Below are 23,832 nucleotides of genomic sequence, written 5' to 3'. Positions count from 1 at the left end.
AAAATAAGGAAAAACAAGATTATTTTTGGGTTTGGAGCTGGGCTGCCCGGATTACGTGGCTGGCCAGTACGGAGGTGGTTACCGAGCCTACGCCTCCTGGTACCGGGGTAATGGCTGCCACCACAGGGCTGACGGCGGCAAAGTCCACATCTCCGCACAGGGTGCCCTGGGGCGTGGCGTTAATGCCCACGTCGATGATGACCTGGCCGGGTTTGACCATATCCCGGGTTACCAGACCGGCATGGCCGGCAGCTGCCACGATAATATCGGCCTGCTGGCAGTAGTGTTTCACGTCCTTGGTCTTGATGTGGCAAATGGACACGGTGGCTTCCCGTTTGAGAAATTCCATGGCTACGGGCCGGCCAATCACCAGGCTGGCACCGATGACCACCACATCCTTGCCGGTAACGGGGATGCGGTAGGTATCCAGGATATGCATGCAGGCAGCTGCCGTGCAGGGGGTGAAGCCTGTAAAGGAGCCGGTGAACAAACCGGACAGGGACGTATCCGTAATGCCGTCCACGTCTTTTCTGGGATCCAGGCAGGACCGTACATAGGCATCGTCAAAGCTGGGCGGGAAAGGCCGGAAAATCAGGCAGCCGTGGATAGAGGCGTCGTTGTTGATCTGGCGGATGACGGCCACCAGCTGGTCCTGGGAAGCCTCCGGCGGGAGCACGTAGCTTTCCGTGGCAATACCAATCTTGGCGCAGCGGTTCTTGGCGCTTTTTTCGTAGCGCACGTCGCTCAGGTGTTCCCCAATCCGGACCAGGGCCAGTTTGGGCACGATACCCTGCTGTTTCAGTTTCTCCACTTCTTCCGTTAAATGGGCTGTCAGCTGGGCAGCCACTTCTTTTCCAGACAAGATTTGTGCCATAGTATTACTCCTTTTCTGATGGGATGCAAGGTAAAATGGGTGGTTACAGCAGGTTCATGAAGGCTGTAATCAGAAGCGAGTTGACAATATCCGTAAAGAACCCGCCGCAGACGGGGATAATCAGGTAGGCTTTTTCCGAAGGCCCATACACCTGGGTCAGGGAGTCCATGTTGGCCATGGCGTTGGGGGTGGCACCCATGCCGAAACCGCAGTGGCCCGCCGCCAGCACGGCCGCATCGTAATCCCGGCCGCAGAGATTGAAGGTAATGAAATAGACGAACAGACCAGTAAACAGGGTCTGCACCAGAAGAATGACAATCATGGGCGTAGCCAGGCCCGCCAGCTGGTACAGCTTCATGCCCATCATGGCCAGCGCCAGGAAGAAGTTCAGACCGATGATGCCAATGGTGCTGATTTCCTGGATGGGTACTTCAAGGCCCTTGGCATCACAGCCATTGCGGATAATGATGCCGATGATCATGGCGCCTACGTAGGTTGCCATGGTAATGTGGACGGCATCCAGGGCCATACTGACCAAGGTGCCCAAGCCCATGGCTACAAAAATCAAGGACAGGCCCCAGGTGCCCCGTTCCGGATCCAGTTTTTGGGTAATTTCCGTGTTCCGGCGCAGCTCAGCGACAGCGTCCGTATCTACATTCTGGGCGTCGGTGCTCTTCAGGTGCAGCTGCAAAATCCGTTTCCGGGCCAGGGGGTTGCCGATGACGTTGCCGGCTACCAGACCGTAGGTGGCTGCAGCAATGGCGACAGTCAGGGCATTATCCACCCCCATTTGTTCCAGCAGGGGACCAAAGGCGGCAGAGGTGCCGTGGCCGCCGGTGAGGGGCAGGGAACCCAGGGAAAGTCCCAGGAGCGGGTTCAGACCGAACAGGGAGCAGAGCAGGGCGCCTGTAGCATTTTGGATGGTAATCAGGAGAGCCACACAGACCATAAAGATGATCAGGGTCTTGCCGCCTTTTTTCAGCATGCCAAACCCGGCGGTAAAGCCCACGCTGGTAAAGAAGATGTTCATAAAGACGCTTTGCAGGGTGGTGTCCAGGGTCAGATCCAGGATGTGTCCTTCGTACAGCAGCAGGTTGACCACAGCGAAAATAATGCCGCCGATCACCGGGCTGGGAATGCAGTAGGTTTGGAAAAGCTTCACGCGCTTTTTCAGAAAGGCGCCCAGGTAAAAGACCACGACTGCCAGGCACATGGATTGGTACAGGTTGAATGCCAGTTTCATACGTTCCCCTTCTTTCTTGGAATAAAAAAAGGCCTGAACCAGCACACCACTGTGTACTGCATTCAGACCTTATCGCCGGATGGAAACAGGGCAGCTGTTTCCGCGAACATAAGGAATATGTTCTGTTTGGGCAGGAATCTTGCCTGCCCCTTAATTGGGAACATCGTAGCACAAAAGGGAATAAAAAGCAATAAAGATTTCTGAAAACGTGCTATTATCTGAATGCATACAGTATACTGTAAAATCCGTTGACATCTTTCTTCAGGTATGGTATGCTGATTCCAGTCGAACATATGGGTTTCAGGATGACCTCCTGAAATCAACGTATTTTAGGCTGACCATAGAATGAAGGACTCTTCTTTTGGTCGGCTTTTTGCTTTATTCCACCCAATAGAAAGGGGAATTGCAGAGCAATGACTGCCAAAAAGTATCCGGAGGATGCGGTGTTTGTAACGGGTGTAGCCAAGGTTTCCAAGGAAGACGCCATCAACGCCATGTACGGGATCTTTTCCCTGAGTTTGGTGCTGGACGTCCATACCAACACCATCATCGATGCCAGTGCCAACATGATCATGGAAGCCACCAATGTGTTCCTGCGGGAAATCCTGGTGGGGCATAACCTGCTGACGGACATTGATGCGCTGACAGAAATCCTGCGGAAGCGGTTCCTGGCCCTGTCCCAAAAGGCTGTGATTGCGGCCCTGAAGGATGCCCAGAACCACTACCTGATGGTGTATCCCAATGCCAAGTACGTGAAATAACTCCATAGGTCTTTTTTAAAGGTTGTCCGGCAGCCCCTGACAACCAATTTAGAGAAGGACAAACCGGTTTGCAGCTGGTGCGTCCTTCTTTTTGTCTATCTGCGGTTCCTGTGCTGCTCTTGAAAGGAGAAAACAAAATGGAAATGCCTACGAAACAAGATGCCATCAAATTGCTGGACGTGTTTGACCCGGAAATGGCCGGTCTGCTTCACAAGGAAGAAAAAAGACAGTTTGAGACCATCGGTCTGATTGCCTCGGAAAACGTGGCTTCTCCCCTGTGTACGGCGCTGGAGGGCTCCGTCTTCACCAACAAGAACACGGAAGGGTACCCCGGCAAACGCTTTGTAGGGGGCTGTGAACTGGCGGACAAGGCTGAACAGCTGGCCGTAGAGCGGGTAAAGAAGGTTTTTGGAGCAGAACACGCCAATATCCAGTCCGGCAACGCCACCATTGCCAATATGGCCGTGCTTTACGGCTTGCTGCAAAGAGGCGACACCTTCCTGGGGTTGGAACTGGACAACGGGGGCCATTTGAGCCACGGTGCCAAATTCCATTTCAGCGGCCGAGAATTCAACGCTATCCACTATGGGGTCAACAAGGAAACGGAACGGATTGATATGGATCAGGTACGGGAAATGGCCCATAAGTACCAGCCCAAACTGATTGTTACTGGGGCTTCTTCCTATCCCCGGACCATTGACTACAAAGCTTTCCGGGAAATCTGCGATGAAGTGGGAGCCTACTTCTGGGTGGACTGCGCCCATGACTGCGGCCTGATTGCCGGCGGCGCCATTCCCAGCCCGGTTCCCTATGCCGATGTGGTGACCATGTCCACCCAAAAGACTCTGCGGGGTCCTCGGGGCTGCGGGGTCATCCTGTGCAAACAAGCCATCGCTTCCAAAATTGACCGGGGCGTCTTCCCTCGGCTCCAGGGCGGTCCCAAAGGGGATATGCTGGCGGCCAGAGGCGTACTGTTCTTGGAATTGCTCCAGCCGGAATTCAAGACCTACGCCAAACAGGTCTGCCTGAACGCCAAGGCTTTGGCCCAGGGCTGTGAAGAAGAAGGTATGCGCCTGATTACCGGCGGTACCGATACCCATATGGTGATGCTGGACGTAACGCCGGTGATTGCCAACGGCCAGGAAGCCGAAACCCTGCTGTGCAGCCTGGGCATGGTTACCAACAAGAACATGATCCCCTACGATACCCTGCCGCCCAGCCTGGGCAGCGGCCTGCGGATTGGTTCTCCGACCATGACCACCCGGGGCGCCAAGGAAGCGGAAATGAAGGAAATCGGCCATCTGCTGGGCCGGGCCCTGAAAAACAAGGACAACCCTGCCGTGCTGGAAGAAATCAAGGAAAGAGTGCATGCACTGGCCATTTCCCATCCTATGTTCTCCAGTGAATGGGTAGCTCCCTGCATCCGGGAGGAATTTGATAAAATGTACTGCCATCTGAAGTTCTGATTTGCCAGGAGCTGTTCCCTTTTTGGAGCAGCTCCTTTCTGCAAAAAAAGCCGGACGGCCAAAGGCCATCCGGGCTAGAAGGGCATGGGTTACTGGACGGTAATGTAAATGGCCTGGACGCCGGATGCGAGGGTTAGGGCAGCCGCCCCGTCTTCTGCCTCCAGTACGTACAGGGTATCTGCGGTTAGCACCTTACCGCAAAGGACTCCCAGCGCTTTTTCTGGGTCAGCCTGGGGCGGCAAGTACACATAGCGCCGGGGTGCCGGCGTAAGGGTGTGCGACCCGGCCAAAAGTGTGTACTGAGCGGTGAGGCCTTTTTTGTACATAACATTAAAGTCCAGGGCTTTTCCCACCGAATGGGTGTGCCAGGCGCCGTCAAAATATGCTTCTTCCAGGGGCTTTAGGGTTACGGTACCTGCAGGGTTTTCCTGATAGGTCAGGGTAAAGCCGCCGGAGAGGGGGGTAATGATCCGGAGATAATCCGGCAGTAGGGTGAAATCTGATTCGGGCAGGTCCACGGTGGCGGAGCTGATCCGCAAGGTAAACTGCCGTTTGGCGTAGGAGCCATCGGCAGGGTCCAGATAAAACTCGGTGGTGGTGCCGCCGGACCAGGCCGTGGTTGTAGCTTGGGAGCGGGGAATAATCTGCATAAGCTCACCTCACAATCAAAATTTTGCGAACATTTTGCCTTTCATAGTACCGAAACGGCGTCCGTAGATGGTCAAAAAATAAAAAAATCCGATTTTTTTCCATTCAGACGTTTTTTAGTCGTGAAAAAAATAATATAATAACAGAACGGGACATAGTCCTGCCGTTCGGATTGACTATCTATTACGGAGGTGCCGTCATGGCTAAAAAGTTAGTTGAGTTTGTACCAAATTTCAGTGAAGGTCGCGATAAGGAAAAGGTAGAAAAGATTGTTGACGAAGCCCGCAAGATCAAAGGCTTGAAAATTTTGGATTACTCCAGCGATGAAGACCACAACCGTTCCGTGGTCACCATTATCGGCACTCCCGAAGCAGTGACGGAAGCCGCCATCAACATGGCCAAAACCGCCATTGAACTGATTGATATGAGAACCCATCATGGGGCACATCCCCGTTTTGGCGCAGTGGACGTAGTTCCCTTTACCCCGGTTATGGGCGTAACCATGGACGAATGCGTTGCCATTGCCAATACGGTAGGCAAAGCCTACGGGGAAATGGGCATTCCTGTTTACCTGTACGAAGATGCCTGCACCAAGGAAGAACGCCGGAACCTGGCTGCTGTACGGAAAGGCCAGTACGAAGGCTTCTTCGAAAAGATTAAGGATCCTGCCTGGAAACCGGATTACGGTCCGGCTGTCATGAACGAAAAATCTGGCTGCTCTGCCATTGGCGCCCGGGTTCCCCTGGTTGCCTTCAACGTAAACCTGCACTGCAGCGACATTGAAGTGGCCAACGCCATTGCCCGGAAAGTCCGTCACATCGGCGGCGGCCTGCGCTTTGTAAAGGCCATGGGCGTAAAGCTGGAAGAACGGAACCAGGTACAGGTTTCCATGAACCTGGTAAACTACGAAAAGACCGCTGTTTACCAAGCTTTTGAAATGATCAAAATGGAAGCCCGCCGCTACGGCGTTTCCATTGCCGGCAGCGAAGTAATCGGTACGGTGCCCATGAAAGCCCTGCTGATGGCTGCTGAATACTATCTCCAGATCGAAAACTTCGATATGGATGAAATCTTGGAAAAACGTCTGCTTGAATTGGAAGAGTAAGTAAAACAAATTCCGCATGGAGGTGCGCATATGTTAAGCGATATCGAAATAGCCCAAAAAAATGTGATGGAACCCATCAGCAAGATTGCTGACGGCTTGGGAATCCTGCCGGAAGAGCTGGAACAATATGGCCACTACAAAGCCAAAATCTCCCTGGATGTGCTGAAACGCCTGCAAGACAAACCCAATGGGAAATTGGTCCTGGTTACGGCCATTACTCCCACCCCAGCTGGCGAAGGCAAATCCACTACCAGCATTGGCCTGGCCCAGGCTCTGAACAAAGTGGGCAAGAAGGCCGTAGTAGCTCTGCGGGAACCGTCCCTGGGACCTGTCTTCGGTATTAAGGGCGGTGCAGCCGGCGGCGGTTATGCCCAGGTTGTACCTATGGATGACATCAACCTGCATTTTACCGGTGATATGCATGCCATTACCGCAGCCAACAACCTGCTGTCTGCCATGATCGATAACCATATCCATCACGGCAACGCCCTGCGTTTGGATGCCCGCCAAATCACCTGGCGCCGGGTTATGGACATGAACGATCGTGCCCTGCGCAACGTGGTAGTGGGCCTGGGCGGCAAAGTCTGCGGCTTCCCCCGTCAGGACGCTTTCACCATTACCGTGGCTTCTGAAATCATGGCCATCCTGTGCCTGGCCAAGGACCTGGAAGACCTGAAAGCCCGGTTCGGCCGCATTGTTATCGGCTGCGACCTGGACGGCAACCCGGTGCATGTACATCAGCTGGGCTGCGAAGGGGCTATGGCCATGCTGATGAAGGATGCCATTAAACCCAACCTGGTGCAAACCCTGGAACACACCCCTGCCATTATCCATGGCGGACCTTTTGCCAACATTGCCCATGGCTGCAACTCCCTCTTGGCCACCAAGATGGCCCTGAAGCTGGGCGATATCGCCATTACGGAAGCAGGCTTCGGTGCTGACCTGGGTGCTGAAAAATTCATGGATATCAAATGCCACTATGGCAATCTGTATCCGGATGCCGTGGTAGTGGTTGCCACCATCCGTGCCCTGAAGATGCATGGCGGCGTAGCCAAAGCAGACCTGAGCAAGGAAAATGTCCAGGCTGTCAGCGACGGCTTCACCAACCTGGCAAAACAGGTGGAAAATATGAGAACCTTTGGCCTGCCCGTACTGGTAGCCATCAACAAGTTCTCCAGCGATACCCCGGCAGAAATCGATATGCTGCTGCAGAAATGCAACAGCTACGGTGTAGAAGTCAGCCTGAACGAATGCTGGGAAAAGGGCGGCGAAGGCGGCATCGATATGGCCAACAAGCTGGTGGAAATCCTGGAAGGCCAAGCTCCCAAGAAAGTGGAACTGTACGATGTCAACGATACCATCCCCAACAAACTGAATGCCATCGTAACGAAAATCTACGGCGGCGATGGGGTGGAATTTACGCCCAATGCCAAGAAACAGATCAAACAATTGCAGGATTGGGGCCTGGATAAACTGCCGGTGTGCGTAGCCAAGACCCAGTACTCCCTGAGCGACAACCCGGCTCTCCTGGGTGCACCCAAGAACTTCAAGATTACCGTACAGGATGTACGGGTATCCAACGGCGCAGGCTTCATTGTCTGCCAGACCAGCAACATCATGGTTATGCCCGGTCTGCCCAAACAACCGGCTGCCCTGAAGATGGATATCGACAACGACGGCAAGATTTACGGTCTGTTCTGATAGGAGGCAATACGTCCCATGGAATTGCGGAAACTGTCTGTAGAAGCATTTATCGATGAAACCGGATCTTCTTCTCCGGCGCCCGGCGGCGGCTCCATTGCTGCCCTGAACGCCTCTTCCTCTGCAGCCCTGATCGAAATGGTGGCTCAGCTGACTATCGGCAAGGAAAAATACGCAGCAGTACAGGAGGATATGAAGGACGTGGCTGAAAAGGCCCATGCCCTGAAAGCCCGTTTCTTGGAACTGATTGACGAAGACAGCAATGCCTTCAACAAAATCATGGCCGCTTTCAAGCTACCCAAGGATACGGACGAAGCCAAAAAAGCCCGTTCTGCCGCCATCCAGGAAGCTACCAAGGGCGCTGCCCTGGTACCCTTTACGGTGGGGGAAACGGCCTATGGCCTGCTTGACCTGGCTGCTATTGTGATTGAAAAAGGCAACGCCAACGCCATCACCGACGGCGCGGTAGCTGCCATGAACGCCCGGGCTGCTGTCCGGGGCGCCTTCCTGAATGTAAAAATCAATTTGGGAAGCATCAAGGACCAGGCCTTTGCGGAAGACCTGCGCCAAAAGATGGCTGCCATTGAAAAAGATGTGGATGCACGGGAACAAGCCCTGCTGAACAAAGTACAGCTGTAATTGCAGATTGCTTCTCAAGGATGTCTGCCCAGAGTTGGGCAGGCATCCTTTTTTTGACGCCCTTTGGACGTGGTTAACCTGAGGCTGGCAGTGCAAAATGACCGAACAATTAAATTGTAAAGAATGTTATAGTTATTATATGGTACAAACGTTAGAAAACAGAAAAATTCGTTAAAAATCATGTATACAAGGAAAATTGACCTTTTATGGACGAAAATCAGCTATACATATGCCCATAAATACAAATAAATAGAAGCAAAACAAAATTTTTGCCTGTTTTTCTTTAACCATCTACTGGAATAAAGAAATACGAACAATAAGGAGTGTGATGTATAAAATATTAGAGTAGTGTGCTAGGCCAAGCTAATCCAATTACATCCATTAAGGAGGGAGTATCGTGGAAGAAAAAGAAGTCAAGAAAGGCGTACGCTGGGATGTGTTCATCCCCTGTTTTGTAGTCATTGGGGGTTCTGCCCTGTTGGGGGTCCTCCACAATGAATGGCTGACCAAGGTTACCCAGGCCATTTTCGGCTGGTCCCTGGAAACCTTTGGCTGGCTGTATCAATGGGTGGCCATTGGCACCCTGATTATGATTGCCCTGTTAACCTTTTCTCCTTTGGGGAAGATTCGCTTTGGGGGACCCAATGCCAAAGCCAAATTCTCCTTTGGCGCCTGGTTTGCCATGACCCTGACCGGGGGCATTGCTACGGGCCTGATTACCTACGGGGTCAATGAACCCATCATTTATTACGGCAATATTTACGGGGAGCTGAATGCTTCGGGCATCAAACCCTTTACACCGGAAGCGGCCTTTTTCTCCATGGGCCGGGTATTTTATAACTGGACTTTTATTCCCTATGCCATCTATGCCTTGACCGGCGTAATCATGGCCTATTTATACTATAACCGGAATAAGGAATTGTCCGTAGCAGCTTCCCTGACCCCGTTGTTTGGGGAAAAGGTCAACAAAGGGTTTTGGCGTTCCCTGGTGGACGTACTATCCGTACTGGCCATTGCCCTGGGACTGGCAGCTTCCCTGGGGGCGGGACTTGCCCTGATCGGAACCGGCCTTACGGCAGCCTACGGCATCAAACAGGGACCTCTGGTCTGGTTTGTGCTGACGGCCATTATCACGGCCACCTTTACCATTGCTTCCGTGCTGGGCATTGACCGGGGCATCAAATGGCTGGCCAATCTGACCACCAAGATTTTCTACGCCCTGCTGTTCCTGTTAATCATCATTGGCCCTACGGTGTACATTATGAATATGGGCAACATCGGCATGGGCTACTGGCTGGATCATTTCTGGACCTGGGGTCTGGATCCCTATCCGGTGGGCGGCAAGGAACTGGTTACCTGGTGGACCATGTACGACTGGGCCATTTGGATTGCCTATGCTCCGCTGATGGGAATTTTCTTCGCCATGATTGCCTATGGCCGGACCATTAAGGAATTCCTGATCATCAACTGGATTTTGCCGGCGGTCTTTGGCATGATCTGGTTTGCGGTTTGGGGCGGTACGGCCCTCCAGTGGCAGATCAACGGCCGAGTGGATATTGTAGCTGCCATTAAGGCCGGTGGTGCCGTATCCGGCATCTGGGCGTTCCTTCAAGCGGTGCCCCTGGGCAGTATCCTGATCCCCATTATCATTATTACGCTGATTGCGGCGTTCTCCACTACGGCGGACACCATGTCCACCACCATTGCGGCCCTGTGCACCAAGGGTGCCCGGCACGATGAAGAACCGGCCCTGTGGCAGAAGGTGGTCTGGGGTGTATCCATCGGCGCTATTTCTGCCATCATGGTAGCTTTTGGCGGCGGTGAGCAGGGGGTGGACGGCGTTAAGTACCTGTCCGCCTGCGGTGGTTTTGTGGTGCTGGCCATCTTTATTTTGCAGGTGCTGGCCGCCGGGAAGGTCTTCTTTATGGACAAGGAAACCAAAAAGGACATTGTGGACAGTGAAAGCCAGGTAGAAAATACCGTGGTGGAAAATGCTGAGGAAGGAAAGTGAGCGTATGGCACGGACAATTGAATTGGGCGGTAAAATTGATTTGGAGGACTTCCTGGCAGTGGTCCGGGACAAGGCGCAGGTAACTTTCAGTGAAGCCTATAAGGCTCGGGTCAACAAGTCCCGGGCCCTGGTGGAGCAGTGGGTGGAAGAGGAAAAGGTTATGTACGGGGTGACCACGGGCTTCGGGGCCCTGTGCACCAAGGCCATTGACAAGGACGAAACGGCCCAGCTCCAAAAGAACATCATTTTGTCCCATTCCACCTCTGTGGGCAAGCCCCTGAGCGAAGAAACGGTCCGGGGAACCCTTTTGATGGTGCTCCAGAACCTGGGCCAGGGCTACAGCGGCGTGCGGTTGGAAGTGCTGGAACAGTACCGGCAGTTTCTGAACCGGAACCTGGTGCCTTGGGCACCGGGGGACGGCAGTGTGGGGTATCTGAGCCCGGAAGCCCATATGGCTCTGGTGATTACCGGCCGGGGCAAGGCCTATTACCAGGGAGAGCTGCTCCCTGGGGCGGAAGCCCTGGAAAAAGCCGGCCTTAGCCCTATCCAGCTGGCGTCCAAGGAAGGCCTGGCGCTGGTGTCCGGCACCACGGCGGTAACAGCCATGGGGGCTATCGGTCTCTATGATATGCTCCAGGCCGCCAAAACGGCCGATGTGGTGGGAGCTCTGAGTTTGGAAGCCCTTCAGGGAGTCATGAACGCTTTTGATCCTCGGGTTATGGCGGTGCGGCCCCATGAAGACCAGGGGAAGACCGCAGAAAACGTCCGGAACCTATTGGCAGATTCCCAGGTGATTGCAGCGGCCAAGGGAACCCGTGTTCAGGATGCCCTGTCCCTGCGCTGCATTCCCCAGCTCCACGGGGCCGCCAAAAAGACCCTGCTGGATGCCAAAAAGACTCTGGAAATCGAAATGAATTCCCGCTGCGACAATCCCATTATCTGGCCGGAAGCCGGGGAGGAAGAAGTGATTTCCGCCTGCAATGCCGACTCTGCTTACGTGGGGATTGCCATGGATTCCTCCTGCATTGCCGCTACCATGCTGGCCAAAATGTCCGAGCGCAGGAACAACCGGCTGATTGACGGCAGCCTGTCCGGCTATTCCTGGTTCATGATCAAGAAGCCGGGGCTTAATTCCGGGCTGATGATTCCCCAGTATACCCAGGCCGGGCTGCTCAACGAGATGCGGATTCTGTGCACCCCAGCGGTCATTGATAATACCCCTACCTGCGGCAACCAGGAAGATTACGTGGCCATGGGGTATAACGCCGGGAAGAAATCCCTGTCCGTGGCGGAAAAACTGGAATACATCCTGGCCATCGAACTACTGTCCGTCTACCAGGCCCAGCCTTTTGCGGCGCCTGGCAAAGCCCGCAGCAGCGCCAGCGCAGCAGTGCTGGCCCAGGTGGCCAAGCAGGTGCCGCCCATGGAAGAGGATATGTACCTGTATCCCTGCATCGAATATCTGAGACAGGCCATTCATGAAGGGAAAATCATTGCCTGGGCAGAGCAGGGGATGGGCAAAAAGCTGCTGTAAATGGTTTTTCTCCCTAACCGCATAAAATTATTTTCAGGAATCCAGACTCTCCAGCAGGAAGGTCTGGATTCCTGTATTCTGTATTAAGGATACAAAAATGGCTTTAAATGGCAGGATATCCGAGTAAGCGGCTATGCCATCTGGTATATCCATCAGGAATGGCAAAATATGGAAAAATAAGGGTGAATTTCATTTTATGGACTCTTTCTGGACGGTTGACGGATATACTAATAGCGCAAGAAAAAATAAATAAGAAAAGCATAGTTTGGTGCGACCCCTCTTATTTATCACTCTAACGGGATAAAGTGAAAAAGAGACAAAGAGAAATATCTGAAAAGTTTGTTTAAGACCGCCGGCTGTGGGTTTGGAGGAACTGCTCCAGCAAGCCTACATGTTCTTATCTGTAGTACAAAAATAAAATACAAAAACTGTAAATATTATTACAAAATGAAAGAAAAACATCGATTCCTTTATAGAGTCGATGTTTTTTTATGGTAAATTGCAAGTTGAATTTGAACAACTATAATCAAGAAACACACTCAATAGCATAAACTTCATCGAGGAATGCATCAAATAGCTCTGACGGCGTATGGTAGCCCAAAACACGACGTGGGCGCTGGTTCAGCGTATNGGTAAATTGCAAGTTGAATTTGAACAACTATAATCAAGAAACACACTCAATAGCATAAACTTCATCGAGGAATGCATCAAATAGCTCTGACGGCGTATGGTAGCCCAAAACACGACGTGGGCGCTGGTTCAGCGTATCTGCCATGTTCAGGATATCCTCATCAGAGAACCGCTCTACGGACATGCCCTTTGGGATGAAATCCCTCAGCAAGCCATTGTGGCGTTCGTTTTGAGCCCGTTCCCACGAGCTGTACGAATGTGTAAAGTACATCTTGGTGCCGAGACTCTCGAACTGTGACAAGTTCTCAAACTCAGGACCGTTATCGGCCGTCATCGTCTTAAAAATCTGGCTGAAGCGCTCTGCGCCATATAGCTCCTGCAACTGTGCAAGAGCGGATTCAACGCCGGCACAGGTACGTCCAGGAATGCGGATGGCGATGTAGTTGCGCGTAACCTTTTCAACAGCAGTGAAGACTACTGCCTCACGGCCTGCACGCTGACCAACGACCGTGTCCACTTCCCAGTGGCCAATTTCGGTACCTTCATTGACGACGGCAGGACGTTCCTCAATGGAGCGACCCTTCATACGCTTGTTCTTACGTACCCATTTCCGACGGTGTTTATGCTTTAAGGCTCGCGGGACTTCGAAGAGCGACAGCGGAAGCTTATTAGCCCAAAGCATGTTGTAAAGCGTCTTGGTACAGGGAATCTGTTCCGGCGTAAATAGCTTGTTCCGCCTAGCATAGCCAACGCAGGCATCCAGTGACCAACGTTCCTGGCGGACTTGTTCTACCATCCATTGGATGAACGATTCGCAGTCGTCATGATCGATTTTGCAAGTCTTCCTGGAGTTCTTGCGATTCTTTGCGTATGCCTTCTGACCGCGCTTTGCCATATACTGTGGGGCACGACCGTGCTTGCTTTTTCGTTCCGGCGTTCCACGCCGAAGCTCATAGAAAACAGTCGTATGAGCACATCCTACTGCAGCAGCAATGTTGCGAAGGGAAAGCCCTTGACGATGCAGAGCTTGAATCATACCACGTTCTTCCAAAGAAAGATGGCGGCCGGGGATACGTACGTCCTCCATTGTGTTAGAATGGATGTGATCCATCGTGATTGCTCCTTTGTTGATGATTTCTCGCAAAACCATTTTAGCATGAGGCTTCACTATGGATTTTTATTTTTTGATTAACTGTTCAAGTTCATTTTACAACTGACCGATGTTTTTTTATTGGTACTAGTTTCAATAAAAAGAATTTTGCCGTTTCTCTGATTTTGACCATTCTCTGACTGACAGCCCATACAATGGATAGCGAAAAGGATTTGTACAGGCGCAAAGAAAATCACATATTGAAAAGGAGTTGATCATTGTTATGGATATCTTAACCAACCCGATTGTCGTATCCGTTATTATCATGTCAGTGCTGTGCCTGCTGAAGATGAACGTGATGCTGGCAATCCTGGTCGCAGCCGTTATTGCTGGCCTGACCGGCGGCATGAACCTTACCACCACCATCAGCACCCTGATCTCTGGTATGGGCGGCAACTCGGAAACCGCACTCAGTTACATCCTGTTGGGCTCCCTGGCTGTGGCCATTGGCCGCTCCGGCTTGGCTGACATTGCAGCCCGGAAAATTACCAAGGTAGTAGGAACGAAGAAAATGGCCTTTGTTTTCCTGATTGCCTTTGTTTCCTGCTTCTCCCAGAACCTGATTCCTGTACACATCGCCTTCATTCCTATTTTGATTCCGCCTCTGCTGACGGTTATGAACCACATGAAACTGGACAGACGTGCCGTAGCCTGTGCTCTGACCTTTGGTCTGAAAGCCCCGTACGTATCCTTGCCCGTAGGCTTTGGTCTTTTGTTCATGACCATCATCAAGGACCAGATGGTTGCCAACAACGTTTCCGTTACCATCAGTGACATTTCTTCCGTTATGTGGATCGGCGGCGCTGCCATGCTGGTAGGCCTGGTACTGGCCGTCTTCTTCTACAGCGGTGACCGGGAATACGAGGACCTGCCCATTACCGGCATGGACGAACACGCAGAAGAGGTATCCATGAACGCCGAATGCTGGAAAGCTCTGGCCGGTGCCGTAACGGCTTTCCTAGCTCAGCTGTACTTTGAATCCCTGCCCATTGGCGCTATGTGCGGCCTGTTGGTGATGATTGTCACCGGCTCCATCAAATGGAAGGACATGGATGAAATCATCAACGGCGGCGTTGCCATGATGGGCTTCATTGCCTTCGTTATGCTGATTGCAGCCGGCTACGCCAATGTACTGCGGGAAACCCACTCGGTAGAATCCCTGGTAGCTGCCACTACCACCGTTATCAACACCAAATTCAGCGGGGCTTTCCTGATGCTGGCTGTAGGCCTGTTGATCACCATGGGTATTGGTACTTCCTTCGGGACCATTCCTGTTGTGGCTTCCATTTACATTCCCATGGGCTACCAACTGGGCTTCAGCACTCCGTCCATCATTCTGCTGATCGGTATTGCTGCTGCCTTGGGTGATGCTGGTTCTCCTGCTTCCGACTCTACTTTGGGACCTACTTCCGGTCTGAACGCCGACGGACAGCACAACCACATTTGGGATACCTGCGTACCCACCTTCATTTTCTTCGATGTCACCCTGTTTATCGGCGGCATGATTGGTGCTATGATTTTGGGGTAATGCCGCGTTGTAACCTGTTTAGCTGATTTTCCTTTTCGCCTGACAAACCCAACACTTTGGGACTTTCATTTTATAGGAGGATGCACAAATGTTAAAAGACGTTAAAGCCATTAAAGAAGTCGTATTGACCGGTGATGATTTGACCCTGGAACAACTGATTGCAGTCAGCCGCTATGGGGCACAGCTTTCCTTTGATCCGGACGCTGTTGCAAAAATCAAGGCTTCCCGTGCCTTGATTGATGATATCGTCAACAGCGATCGCGTTGTTTACGGGGTTACCACGGGCTTCGGCTCTTTGTGCCGGGTGCATATTTCTCAAGATGAATGCTCCCAGCTGCAGGAAAACCTGATCCGTACCCACTCCTGTGGTTACGGCAAACCCCTGAGCAGGGAAGTGGTCCGGGCTGCCATGACCATTCGTGCCAACGCTCTGGTAAAAGGCTACTCCGGCATTCGGCTGTCCACCCTGGAAACTTTGGTGGCCATGATCAATAAGGGTGTACATCCCTACATTCCGGAAAAAGGCTCCTTGGGCGCTTCCGGTGACTTGGCACCCCTGGCCCATATGGTTCTCCCCATGCTGGGTCTGGGCGATGCGGAATACCAAGGCACGGTAATGCCCGGTAAGGAAGCCATGGAAAAGGCTGGCATTCCTACCATCCATCTGGAAGCCAAAGAAGGCCTGGCCCTGATCAACGGCACTCCGATCCTGACTGCTATGGGCGTCTTTGCCCTGTGGGAAGGCATGAACCTGCTGAAACAAAGCGATATTGCGGCTGCCCTGTCCGTAGAAGCCCAAAGAGGCATTATCGATGCCTACGACGAACGGCTGCACATCATCCGTCCGCATAAAGGACAGCTGGACACCGCTGCCAATATGAGAGCTTTGCTGGCCGGCAGCACCTACGTAACCCACCAGGCTCAGCTCAAGGTACAGGATTCCTACTCCCTGCGCTGCGTACCCCAGATTCATGGGGCCAGCAAGGACTGCCTGGGCTTTGTAAAAGACAAAGTGGATATCGAAATCAACTCCGCTACGGATAACCCCATTGTTCTGCCGGATGGCGATGTTATCAGCGGCGGCAACTTCCATGGCGAACCCATGGCTCTGCCCTTCGACTTCCTGGGCATCGGCATTTCCGAAATTGCCAACGTATCCGAACGCCGTCTGGAAAGACTGATCAACAACTCCCTGAGCGGCTTCCCCTCCTTCCTGGTTAAACATTCCGGCCTGAACTCCGGTTTCATGATTACCCAATACGCTGCTGCTGCACTGGTCAGCGAAAACAAGGTGCTGGCACATCCTGCTTCCGTGGATTCCATTCCTACCTGCGAAAACCAGGAAGACTTGGTCAGCATGGGTGCCCATGCAGCCCGGAAAGCCGGCGAAATTGCCTTCAATACCCGCCGGGTGGTTGCTACGGAAATCCTGGCTGCCTGCCAGGCCATCGACCTGCGGGAAGGCGAAGGCTTCAAACTGGGTGCTGGTACCCAGGCTGCCTACGACCGGGTGCGTGAAACCAACAAGTTCATTGCCTACGATAAAGACATTGAAATGTTCAAGGAACTGGAAAAGATTACCAAACTGGTAGAGGATGGCGACATCCTGGATGCTGTAGAAGACAAAGTCAAACTGGCTTACTTCTAATAAAAAGTGGTCCTCTGACGGGAAAAAGCCTGTTGCCCCCAACGGGCTTTTTCTCTGCCAGAAATCCGGGCTTTTTGATTCTTTATGGACGCTGGGGGCGGGAAACGTCCAAAGCGGCAGACGAAAAAAGCCGAAAAAAACGGATTTTGGACGGCTGCATAGACGTTTTTTAGATGTTTAGTTTCTACAATAGTATTGTGCAAGGATGGGATCGGAAGGATCCCCCATTATCTGCAAAGGAGTGTTGATCAATGAAGAATGAAGATATTGCCAAGGCAATGACGATTAAATTGGAATTCCCTAACGGGCTGCCTCCGAAGAAACCGTTCCAGGAAGGCATCCGCAGAGCTCCTGACCGGGGCTTCCGGCTGACTCCTGCCCAAACGGAAATCGCTTTGAAGAATGCCCTGCGCTACATTCCTGAAAAATATCATGATGAACTGATTCCTGAATTTCTGGAAGAACTGACTACCCGGGGCCGGATTTACGGCTATCGTTTCCGTCCGGAAGGCCGGATTTACGGCAAACCCATCAACGAATACAAAGGCAAATGCACCGCTGGCAAAGCCTTCCAGGTCATGATCGACAACAACCTGGACTTTGAAGTAGCCCTGTATCCTTACGAACTGGTTACCTACGGGGAAACCGGCAGCGTCTGCCATGACTGGATGCAGTACAACCTGATCAAACGGTACCTGGAAGAAATGACCGAAGACCAAACCCTGGTTATGGAATCCGGCCACCCTGTGGGCCTGTTCCATTCCAAACCGGAAGCTCCCCGGGTTGTCATCACCAACGGCCTGATGATTGGTGAATACGATAACCTGAAGGATTGGGAAATCGCAGAAGAAATGGGCGTTGCCAACTATGGGCAAATGACCGCTGGCGGCTGGATGTACATTGGACCCCAAGGGATTGTCCATGGTACCTTCAACACCATTTTGAACGCTGGCCGTATGAAACTGGGGATTCCTGAAGACGGCGACCTGGCTGGCCGGCTGTTTGTTACCTCCGGTTTGGGCGGCATGAGCGGTGCTCAGGGCAAGGCTGCTGAAATTGCCAACTGCGCTGCCATCATCGCAGAAGTGGATGCTTCCCGGATTAAGACCCGTCTGGATCAGGGCTGGATTTCCGGTGTATCCGACTCCATTCCTGAAGTTATTGAAATGGCTCATAAGGCCATGGCAGAAAAAGTGGGCAAAGCCTATGCTTACCATGGCAACATTGTAGATCTGCTGGAATACATTGCCGACCACGACATTCACGTAGACCTGGTTTCCGACCAGACCTCCTGCCACAATGCCTACAACGGAGGCTACTGCCCGCAGGGCCTGACCTTCGAAGAACGCACCAAGATGCTGGCAGAAGATCCTGTGAAATTCCGTAAACTGGTGGACAAGACCCTCCATGCTCATTTCGCAGCCCTGAAGAAAATCACCTCCAAAGGCGTATACTTCTTCGATTATGGCAACTCCTTCCTGAAAGCCGTATTCGATTCCGGCGTCAAGGAAATCTCCAAGAACGGCGTAGACGACAAAGATGGGTTCATTTGGCCCAGCTATGTAGAAGATATTATGGGACCCCAGCTGTTCGACTATGGCTATGGCCCGTTCCGTTGGGTATGCCTCAGCGGCAAGCCCGAAGACCTGCATAAGACCGATATGGCCGCTATGGAATGCATCGACGTGAACCGCCGGTATCAGGATCGGGACAACTACAACTGGATTCGGGATGCTGAGAAGAACAAACTGGTGGTAGGTACCCAGGCTCGTATCCTGTACCAGGATGAAGTAGGCCGGATTAAGATTGCCCTGCGCTTCAACGAACTGGTACGCAACGAGGAAATCGGTCCTGTCATGATGGGCCGTGACCACCACGATGTATCCGGTACGGACTCTCCGTTCCGTGAAACCTCTAACATCAAAGATGGTTCCAACGTAATGGCTGATATGGCTGTACAATGCTACGCCGGCAACGCTGCCAGAGGCATGAGCCTGGTAGCCCTGCACAACGGCGGCGGCACCGGTATCGGCAAAGCCATCAACGGCGGCTTTGGTCTGGTACTGGATGGCAGCCACAGAGTGGATGAAATCATCCGCAGTGCCCTGTCCTGGGATGTTATGGGCGGTGTAGCCCGTCGTTCCTGGGCCCGGAATGAACACGCCATGGAAACCGCTATGGAATTCAATAAGACCCGCTTCGGCATCGGCCAAATCACCCTGCCGTATCTGGCGGATGAAAACAAGGTTAAGGCTGCGGTAGCAGAAGTTTATCCGCATGCCCACGTAGTAAAAGACTAAGCTGCAAGTAAACAGGGGTGTGATTTTTTCACACCCCTTTGTTTCTATTCTGGCTGAAAAGCTGGAAAGCAGAAGGAGGTAAAGCATGACAGAACAACTGCTGATCAAAAATGCGTCCCAGATTGTGACCCCCTTGGGAAAAACGGCCCGGAAGGGTGCGGCCATGAAGGACGTAAAAATTTACGAAAACCAATCCATCCTGATTGAGGACGGCAAAATCAAGGCCATCGGCCAGGACCCTAACTGGGAAAAACAGGTGCCGGCGGAGAAACAGCTCAATGCCCAAGGCAAGGCGGTACTGCCGGGCTTTGTGGATTCCCATACCCATCTGGTATTTGGAGGCTACCGGCCGGATGAATTCCTATGGCGGATGAGCGGCATGAGCTATATGGAAATCATGGAACGGGGCGGGGGCATTCTGAACACCATGAAGGCTACCCGGGCTGCTTCTGAAGAAGAACTGGTGGACCATGCCCTGGACCATCTGAAAAAAATGCTGGCCATGGGCGTGACCACCGTAGAAGCCAAAAGCGGCTACGGCCAGGACCACGATACGGAAATCCGTCAAATGAAGGCCGTCCGGGAACTGAACAAACGGCAGCCCATTGAACTGGTCTCCACCTTCCTGGGAGCCCACGCGGTACCGCCGGAATTTGCCGGTCGGGGGGACGACTTCCTGGAGTTTCTCATTCACGACGTCATGCCGGAAGTGGCCCAGGATCACCTGGCGGAATTCTGCGATGTGTTCTGCGAGAAGGGCGTTTTCTCCATCGAACAGAGCCGGCACCTTTTGACGGAAGCCCGGAAAATGGGCTTCAAGCTGAAAATCCACGCCGACGAAATTGTCAGCCTGGGAGGTGCTGAACTGGCGGGAGAACTCCACGCCACCAGTGCGGACCATCTGCTCCACGCTTCCGACGCTGGCATCAAGGCCATGGCCGAGAATGGGGTAGTATCCACCTTGCTGCCCACTACGGCTTTCTGCCTGAAGGAACCCTTTGCCCGGGCCCGGGAAATGATTGATGCCGGCTGTGCGGTAGCCTTGGCCACGGACTTTAATCCGGGCAGCGGCTTTACCTTCTCCGTGCCTTTGATGATTGGGCTGGCAGTAATCTACATGGGTATGAGCGCCGAAGAAGCCATTACGGCCCTGACCCTGAACGGGGCGGCTGCCGTAGACCGGGCGGACCGGATTGGTTCCCTGGAAGCCGGTAAACAGGCCGACCTGGTGATTCTCCAATATCCTTCCTACAAATTCCTGCCCTACCATACCGGCGTGAACATTGTAGAAACGGTGGTAAAGAACGGTAAAGTGGTTCACCAAAACGCCTAAGAGAAATTGCAGCTCCACTTTTTGACTCCAGAAGAAGGAATTATGTAAAAAATGACATAATTCCTTCTTCTTTTTTGTGTACAAGCAGAATTTATATTATAATAAGAACTGGTTATGGTTTTGAAGTGTTCCCCAAATTAGGACAAACGGAGTCAAAATATCAGGGTTTGTTGAGGTGCAGAACAATGACAGAACGGATTGAAGCGCGTTTTTTGGGCGTTCCTGTAATCTATAAGGACGGGAAGGAAATGTTCTTTCCCTACAACAAGGTGAACGCCTTGGTGTATTATATGCTGGTGAAAGGAACTGTGCTGCGGGACGAGCTTAGCGGGATCCTGTGGGCGGATAAGCCCGATACAGTGGCCCGGAAGAATCTCCGCAACGCCATTTACGAAACCAAGAAGGTTCTGGGACAGGATGTGTTCATCTCGCCCCGGAAAGCGGTAATTAAGGTGAATCCGGCCATTGCGGTGACCGTGGATGCCAACCAGTTTGAGAAGGACCCCCGGGGTCAGCTGGAACTGTACCAGGGAGAATTCCTTCAGGGGTTTTTCGTCAAGGAAGCGGAGGAGTACGAAAACTGGTATCTGACCCAGCGGGACCGGCTGGAAAATCTGTATATGGAAGCCCTGCTCCAGAAACTGAAGGATGCCACGGCGGTGAAGAATATTCCCCAGGTCACCCGGTACGGCCGGCTGCTGATTGCCCATGATCCCTACGATGAAGGGGTCTACCTGCACCTTTTGAAGGTGTACTGCCAGGAAGGCAATGTGCACCAGGCCCAGGAATTGTACGAGGAAATGAAAAAGGTGTTCCACGAGGAGCTGCGCAGCAGCGTGCCGGTGGAAATTGACGAATTGCTCCGCCAGGGGCGGCAGCAGGGGAATCAGCCCTACAAGGTGGAACTGCCCAAGCAGACCCAGATTACTGGCCGGGAAAAGGAATTGCAGCAGGTCCGGCGGATTGTGGAAGAATTTCTCCAGGGAGGCAGCAGTGAAACCCTGCTGATTCGAGGGGACGCCGGCAGCGGCAAAACCCTGCTGAAGGATGCCTTGGTGAAAGGGCTGCCCAGCAACGTGGTGGTGCTCCAGTCCAATTGCTACCAGCCCGAACAGAACATTTTGCTGCGGCCCTGGACGGGGATTGTGGAGGGGCTCGGTAATCTGGTGGAGCGGGAGCGGCTGCAGGTGCCCCGGCTGGAAAACCTGCGGCTGAACGAATTATTTCCCCAGATGGACATGGGCGGGGACCGGGAAGCGGGGCTGGCGGAAGTCAAGGATATGCTCAAGGTGGATGCGGTATTCCATACTTTGTACACTACCCTGGAGGCAGCGGCCAGCCATAAGACTGTGGTAATTATCTTTGAGGACCTCCAGTGGATGGACCCTCTGAGTCTGTCCCTGTTAAGCTCCCTGATTCTTCACAAGAAATCCCCCCGGCTACTGTTTCTCCTGACTGCCCAGGAATCCAAGGAAAAAGCTTTCCAGCAGTTTGAGGCGGCGGTGAGTATGTACCAGAAACTGCGAACTCTGGACCTGAAACCGGTGGGAGAAGACGTGGTGCGGCTTTTTGCTCAGCAGGCGGAGCTCAAGGTGCCGGTAACCGACGAACTGGTCCATCGCTTGATGCAGGAGTCGGAGGGAAATATTTTCCTTTTGAAGGAATGCCTGACGGCCTTTAAAAATACCGGCAGCTTGGATAATCTGACGGAAAATATGATCAACATTTTTAAGACCGGCTGCTGCTCCCTGACGGACACCCAGCAGAAGGTGTTGGAATTTATCGCTCTGTTCTACGATGGAGCGCCGCTGGCCATGATTTCCGAATACATGCACCTGAACAGCCTCCAGGCCCTGGAAATTCTGGAAGAACTCCGGAGCCGAAACCTGATCCGGCCGGTGACCCAGCAGCCGGAAGTGCTGTACGAAATCATCCAGCAAAAGCTCAAGGAATACATCCATCAGCAGGTATCCCCAGAAAAATGGCGGATCCTTCACGGCTATGTGGCTAGCCTGTGGGAAAAGCGGCTGACCCATTCGCCCCAGGATATTCGGCTGTATCACCATTTGGAGTACCATTATCAGGAGGCCGGGGAACTGGTGAACATGGGCCGCTACAAGCTGAAGATTTTGATGTACTACCTGAACTTCAGCAACGAACTGTTCCCGGTGCTCAGCAGCACGGAGATTACCCCCGATGACGAAAAGAGCTGCTACATTGAGACCAATTTGTCCCAATTCCTGTCAGAAGTGGATGAGATGATGCATACCATCAAGCGGAACTACGGGGAAACTCCCGAGGTCCGGGATTTGGAAATGACCTATCTCCACCTTATGGGCCGGCACTATATCCGGGTAGGGGAATACGAGAAGGGCGTGCGGAACATTTTGAGCCTGATTGAGCAGGCCTCTGAGGTCCACAACCGGGACTACATGCTCATGGGTTACAAGCAGATGATCTACTACGATATCCAGATTGGCAATACGGAAGAAATGAAAAACTATCTGGAAATCGCCCTGAACCTGGCGGATGAATGCAACTACCACAAGGAAATGGGTATCCTGCTCCGGCTGAAGGGCCTGAATATGATTATGCAGGGGAACTTTGAGGAGGCAGAGCGGCTGCTGAAGGAATCCATTTCCACCTTCATGGTGACCCAAAATGTGAAGCGGCGGTATGCCCTGAATATTGCCGGGGCCTATAACTACCTGGGGGAAATCCGCCGGGGCCAGGGCAAGTTCCAGGAAGCCCTGGATTATTACAAACAGGCCCTGGACTACAGCAAGGACCAGGAAGCCTACAGTTCCTGGGTGGTATTTTCCTGCAATGCAGGGGTTGCCTGCTGGAATATGGGGGATTATGACCAGGCCAAAAAATATTTTCTCCAGGCCTACCAATTGTTCCCCCGGTACGTATTCTACTGGCGGCATCCCATTGTGGAGTCCGGTCTCAGCCTTTTGGCCATGCGGGAAAACAAGGAGGAGGAAGCTATCCGCTTCTTGGATGACGCCCTCCAGAAACTGGGGAATATGAATAATCCCCGGGAGGCAGGCTATGTGTATATGGTCATTGCCCTGCTGAAAAAACAGTACCCGGATAGCCGGATTGCCCAGCACTACGAAGGGACGGTGCTGTCCTACGGCACCCGGGCTTTGCAGGAACTGGATCCCTATCGGGATACCTGGGAACGGGCCCAAATGGAAAAATTGTTTTGATAGCTTCTGCCGGCGCAGTTTGCCGGCAGATTTTTTTGCGCCAAAA

General features: G+C 52.7%; 16 protein-coding genes and 1 pseudogene. 12 read left to right on the top strand and 5 right to left on the bottom strand.

All coding sequences use genetic code 11. The annotated features are described in order from the left end of the window. Nucleotides 1-19: 19 nt before the first annotated feature. Nucleotides 20-874 (bottom strand): bifunctional 5,10-methylenetetrahydrofolate dehydrogenase/5,10-methenyltetrahydrofolate cyclohydrolase, encoded by an 855-nt coding sequence (locus tag C7E10_RS05485; protein WP_105326334.1) that lies wholly within the window; start codon nucleotides 872-874, stop codon nucleotides 20-22. A gap of 43 nt (nucleotides 875-917) precedes the next feature. Further along, the gene (gltS, locus tag C7E10_RS05480) at nucleotides 918-2,117 is read right to left on the bottom strand and encodes a sodium/glutamate symporter (protein ID WP_105326333.1); all 1,200 of its coding nucleotides are present in this window, start codon (nucleotides 2,115-2,117) and stop codon (nucleotides 918-920) included. Between the two features lie 413 nt (nucleotides 2,118-2,530). Between gltS and C7E10_RS05470 the strand changes: the two genes are divergently transcribed. Continuing rightward, nucleotides 2,531-2,878, top strand: coding sequence for a DUF3870 domain-containing protein (locus C7E10_RS05470; protein WP_105326331.1), 348 nt, complete (start codon nucleotides 2,531-2,533; stop codon nucleotides 2,876-2,878). A 137-nt stretch (nucleotides 2,879-3,015) separates the two neighbouring features. Beyond that, nucleotides 3,016-4,344: a serine hydroxymethyltransferase gene (locus C7E10_RS05465; protein WP_105326330.1), complete on the top strand. Its 1,329-nt coding sequence runs from the start codon at nucleotides 3,016-3,018 to the stop codon at nucleotides 4,342-4,344. 89 nt (nucleotides 4,345-4,433) lie between these two features. Here C7E10_RS05465 and C7E10_RS05460 read toward each other — a convergent pair whose 3' ends face one another. Further along, nucleotides 4,434-4,994, bottom strand: coding sequence for a HutD family protein (locus C7E10_RS05460; protein WP_105326329.1), 561 nt, complete (start codon nucleotides 4,992-4,994; stop codon nucleotides 4,434-4,436). 197 nt (nucleotides 4,995-5,191) lie between these two features. Between C7E10_RS05460 and ftcD the strand changes: the two genes are divergently transcribed. Genes ftcD through C7E10_RS05445 form a run of 3 tightly spaced genes read left to right on the top strand, consistent with a single transcriptional unit; the run spans nucleotide 5,192 to nucleotide 8,437 of the window. After that, nucleotides 5,192-6,097 (top strand): glutamate formimidoyltransferase, encoded by a 906-nt coding sequence (ftcD, locus tag C7E10_RS05455; protein WP_105326328.1) that lies wholly within the window; start codon nucleotides 5,192-5,194, stop codon nucleotides 6,095-6,097. Between the two features lie 30 nt (nucleotides 6,098-6,127). Next, nucleotides 6,128-7,798, top strand: coding sequence for a formate--tetrahydrofolate ligase (locus tag C7E10_RS05450; protein WP_105326327.1), 1,671 nt, complete (start codon nucleotides 6,128-6,130; stop codon nucleotides 7,796-7,798). Nucleotides 7,799-7,816: 18 nt separating this feature from the next. After that, complete coding sequence (locus tag C7E10_RS05445; RefSeq protein WP_105326326.1) at nucleotides 7,817-8,437, top strand: cyclodeaminase/cyclohydrolase family protein; 621 nt, start codon at nucleotides 7,817-7,819, stop codon at nucleotides 8,435-8,437. Here the strand turns inward: C7E10_RS05445 and C7E10_RS12520 are convergent. Beyond that, nucleotides 8,409-8,483, bottom strand: a pseudogene (locus C7E10_RS12520) (hypothetical protein); the annotation flags it as partial. The gene C7E10_RS05445 and the pseudogene C7E10_RS12520 overlap by 29 nt on opposite strands. Nucleotides 8,484-8,834: 351 nt before the next feature. On the opposite strand from C7E10_RS12520, the gene C7E10_RS05440 reads away from it, so the two are divergent. Together C7E10_RS05440 and C7E10_RS05435 are read left to right on the top strand one after the other, a co-directional pair. After that, entirely contained in the window at nucleotides 8,835-10,448 is a 1,614-nt protein-coding gene (locus C7E10_RS05440; protein ID WP_105326325.1) for a BCCT family transporter, read from the top strand. A gap of 4 nt (nucleotides 10,449-10,452) precedes the next feature. Further along, on the top strand, nucleotides 10,453-11,982 hold the full coding sequence (locus C7E10_RS05435; RefSeq protein ID WP_105326324.1) for an HAL/PAL/TAL family ammonia-lyase: 1,530 nt from the start codon (nucleotides 10,453-10,455) through the stop codon (nucleotides 11,980-11,982). Nucleotides 11,983-12,646: 664 nt separating this feature from the next. On the opposite strand, the gene C7E10_RS05430 is transcribed toward C7E10_RS05435, so the two are convergent. After that, complete coding sequence (locus C7E10_RS05430; protein WP_105325528.1) at nucleotides 12,647-13,723, bottom strand: IS30 family transposase; 1,077 nt, start codon at nucleotides 13,721-13,723, stop codon at nucleotides 12,647-12,649. Nucleotides 13,724-13,985: 262 nt separating this feature from the next. On the opposite strand from C7E10_RS05430, the gene C7E10_RS05425 reads away from it, so the two are divergent. From C7E10_RS05425 to C7E10_RS05405, 5 genes are all read left to right on the top strand, one after another. Continuing rightward, nucleotides 13,986-15,290: a Na+/H+ antiporter family protein gene (locus C7E10_RS05425; protein ID WP_105326323.1), complete on the top strand. Its 1,305-nt coding sequence runs from the start codon at nucleotides 13,986-13,988 to the stop codon at nucleotides 15,288-15,290. A gap of 88 nt (nucleotides 15,291-15,378) precedes the next feature. Next, complete coding sequence (gene hutH, locus C7E10_RS05420; protein WP_105326322.1) at nucleotides 15,379-16,938, top strand: histidine ammonia-lyase; 1,560 nt, start codon at nucleotides 15,379-15,381, stop codon at nucleotides 16,936-16,938. Between the two features lie 251 nt (nucleotides 16,939-17,189). Then, complete coding sequence (locus C7E10_RS05415; protein ID WP_105326321.1) at nucleotides 17,190-19,238, top strand: urocanate hydratase; 2,049 nt, start codon at nucleotides 17,190-17,192, stop codon at nucleotides 19,236-19,238. A gap of 85 nt (nucleotides 19,239-19,323) precedes the next feature. Next, nucleotides 19,324-20,571 (top strand): imidazolonepropionase, encoded by a 1,248-nt coding sequence (gene hutI / locus C7E10_RS05410; RefSeq protein ID WP_105326320.1) that lies wholly within the window; start codon nucleotides 19,324-19,326, stop codon nucleotides 20,569-20,571. A gap of 185 nt (nucleotides 20,572-20,756) precedes the next feature. After that, nucleotides 20,757-23,786: an AAA family ATPase gene (locus tag C7E10_RS05405; protein ID WP_105326319.1), complete on the top strand. Its 3,030-nt coding sequence runs from the start codon at nucleotides 20,757-20,759 to the stop codon at nucleotides 23,784-23,786. The last annotated feature ends 46 nt before the right edge of the window (nucleotides 23,787-23,832 follow it).

Source organism: Acidaminococcus hominis, from assembly GCF_900291475.1.
In the GTDB taxonomy this organism is placed as follows: Bacteria; Bacillota; Negativicutes; order Acidaminococcales; family Acidaminococcaceae; genus Acidaminococcus; species Acidaminococcus hominis.
This window is presented reverse-complemented; position numbering and strand designations above follow the sequence as displayed.

Coding starts and splice junctions, on each gene's coding strand:
- C7E10_RS05485 (WP_105326334.1), bottom strand. CDS start 874: ATGGCACAAATCTTGTCTGGAAAAGAAGTGGCTGCCCAGCTGACAGCC.
- gltS (WP_105326333.1), bottom strand. CDS start 2,117: ATGAAACTGGCATTCAACCTGTACCAATCCATGTGCCTGGCAGTCGTG.
- C7E10_RS05470 (WP_105326331.1), top strand. CDS start 2,531: ATGACTGCCAAAAAGTATCCGGAGGATGCGGTGTTTGTAACGGGTGTA.
- C7E10_RS05465 (WP_105326330.1), top strand. CDS start 3,016: ATGGAAATGCCTACGAAACAAGATGCCATCAAATTGCTGGACGTGTTT.
- C7E10_RS05460 (WP_105326329.1), bottom strand. CDS start 4,994: ATGCAGATTATTCCCCGCTCCCAAGCTACAACCACGGCCTGGTCCGGC.
- ftcD (WP_105326328.1), top strand. CDS start 5,192: ATGGCTAAAAAGTTAGTTGAGTTTGTACCAAATTTCAGTGAAGGTCGC.
- C7E10_RS05450 (WP_105326327.1), top strand. CDS start 6,128: ATGTTAAGCGATATCGAAATAGCCCAAAAAAATGTGATGGAACCCATC.
- C7E10_RS05445 (WP_105326326.1), top strand. CDS start 7,817: ATGGAATTGCGGAAACTGTCTGTAGAAGCATTTATCGATGAAACCGGA.
- C7E10_RS05435 (WP_105326324.1), top strand. CDS start 10,453: ATGGCACGGACAATTGAATTGGGCGGTAAAATTGATTTGGAGGACTTC.
- C7E10_RS05430 (WP_105325528.1), bottom strand. CDS start 13,723: ATGGATCACATCCATTCTAACACAATGGAGGACGTACGTATCCCCGGC.
- C7E10_RS05425 (WP_105326323.1), top strand. CDS start 13,986: ATGGATATCTTAACCAACCCGATTGTCGTATCCGTTATTATCATGTCA.
- hutH (WP_105326322.1), top strand. CDS start 15,379: ATGTTAAAAGACGTTAAAGCCATTAAAGAAGTCGTATTGACCGGTGAT.
- C7E10_RS05415 (WP_105326321.1), top strand. CDS start 17,190: ATGAAGAATGAAGATATTGCCAAGGCAATGACGATTAAATTGGAATTC.
- hutI (WP_105326320.1), top strand. CDS start 19,324: ATGACAGAACAACTGCTGATCAAAAATGCGTCCCAGATTGTGACCCCC.
- C7E10_RS05405 (WP_105326319.1), top strand. CDS start 20,757: ATGACAGAACGGATTGAAGCGCGTTTTTTGGGCGTTCCTGTAATCTAT.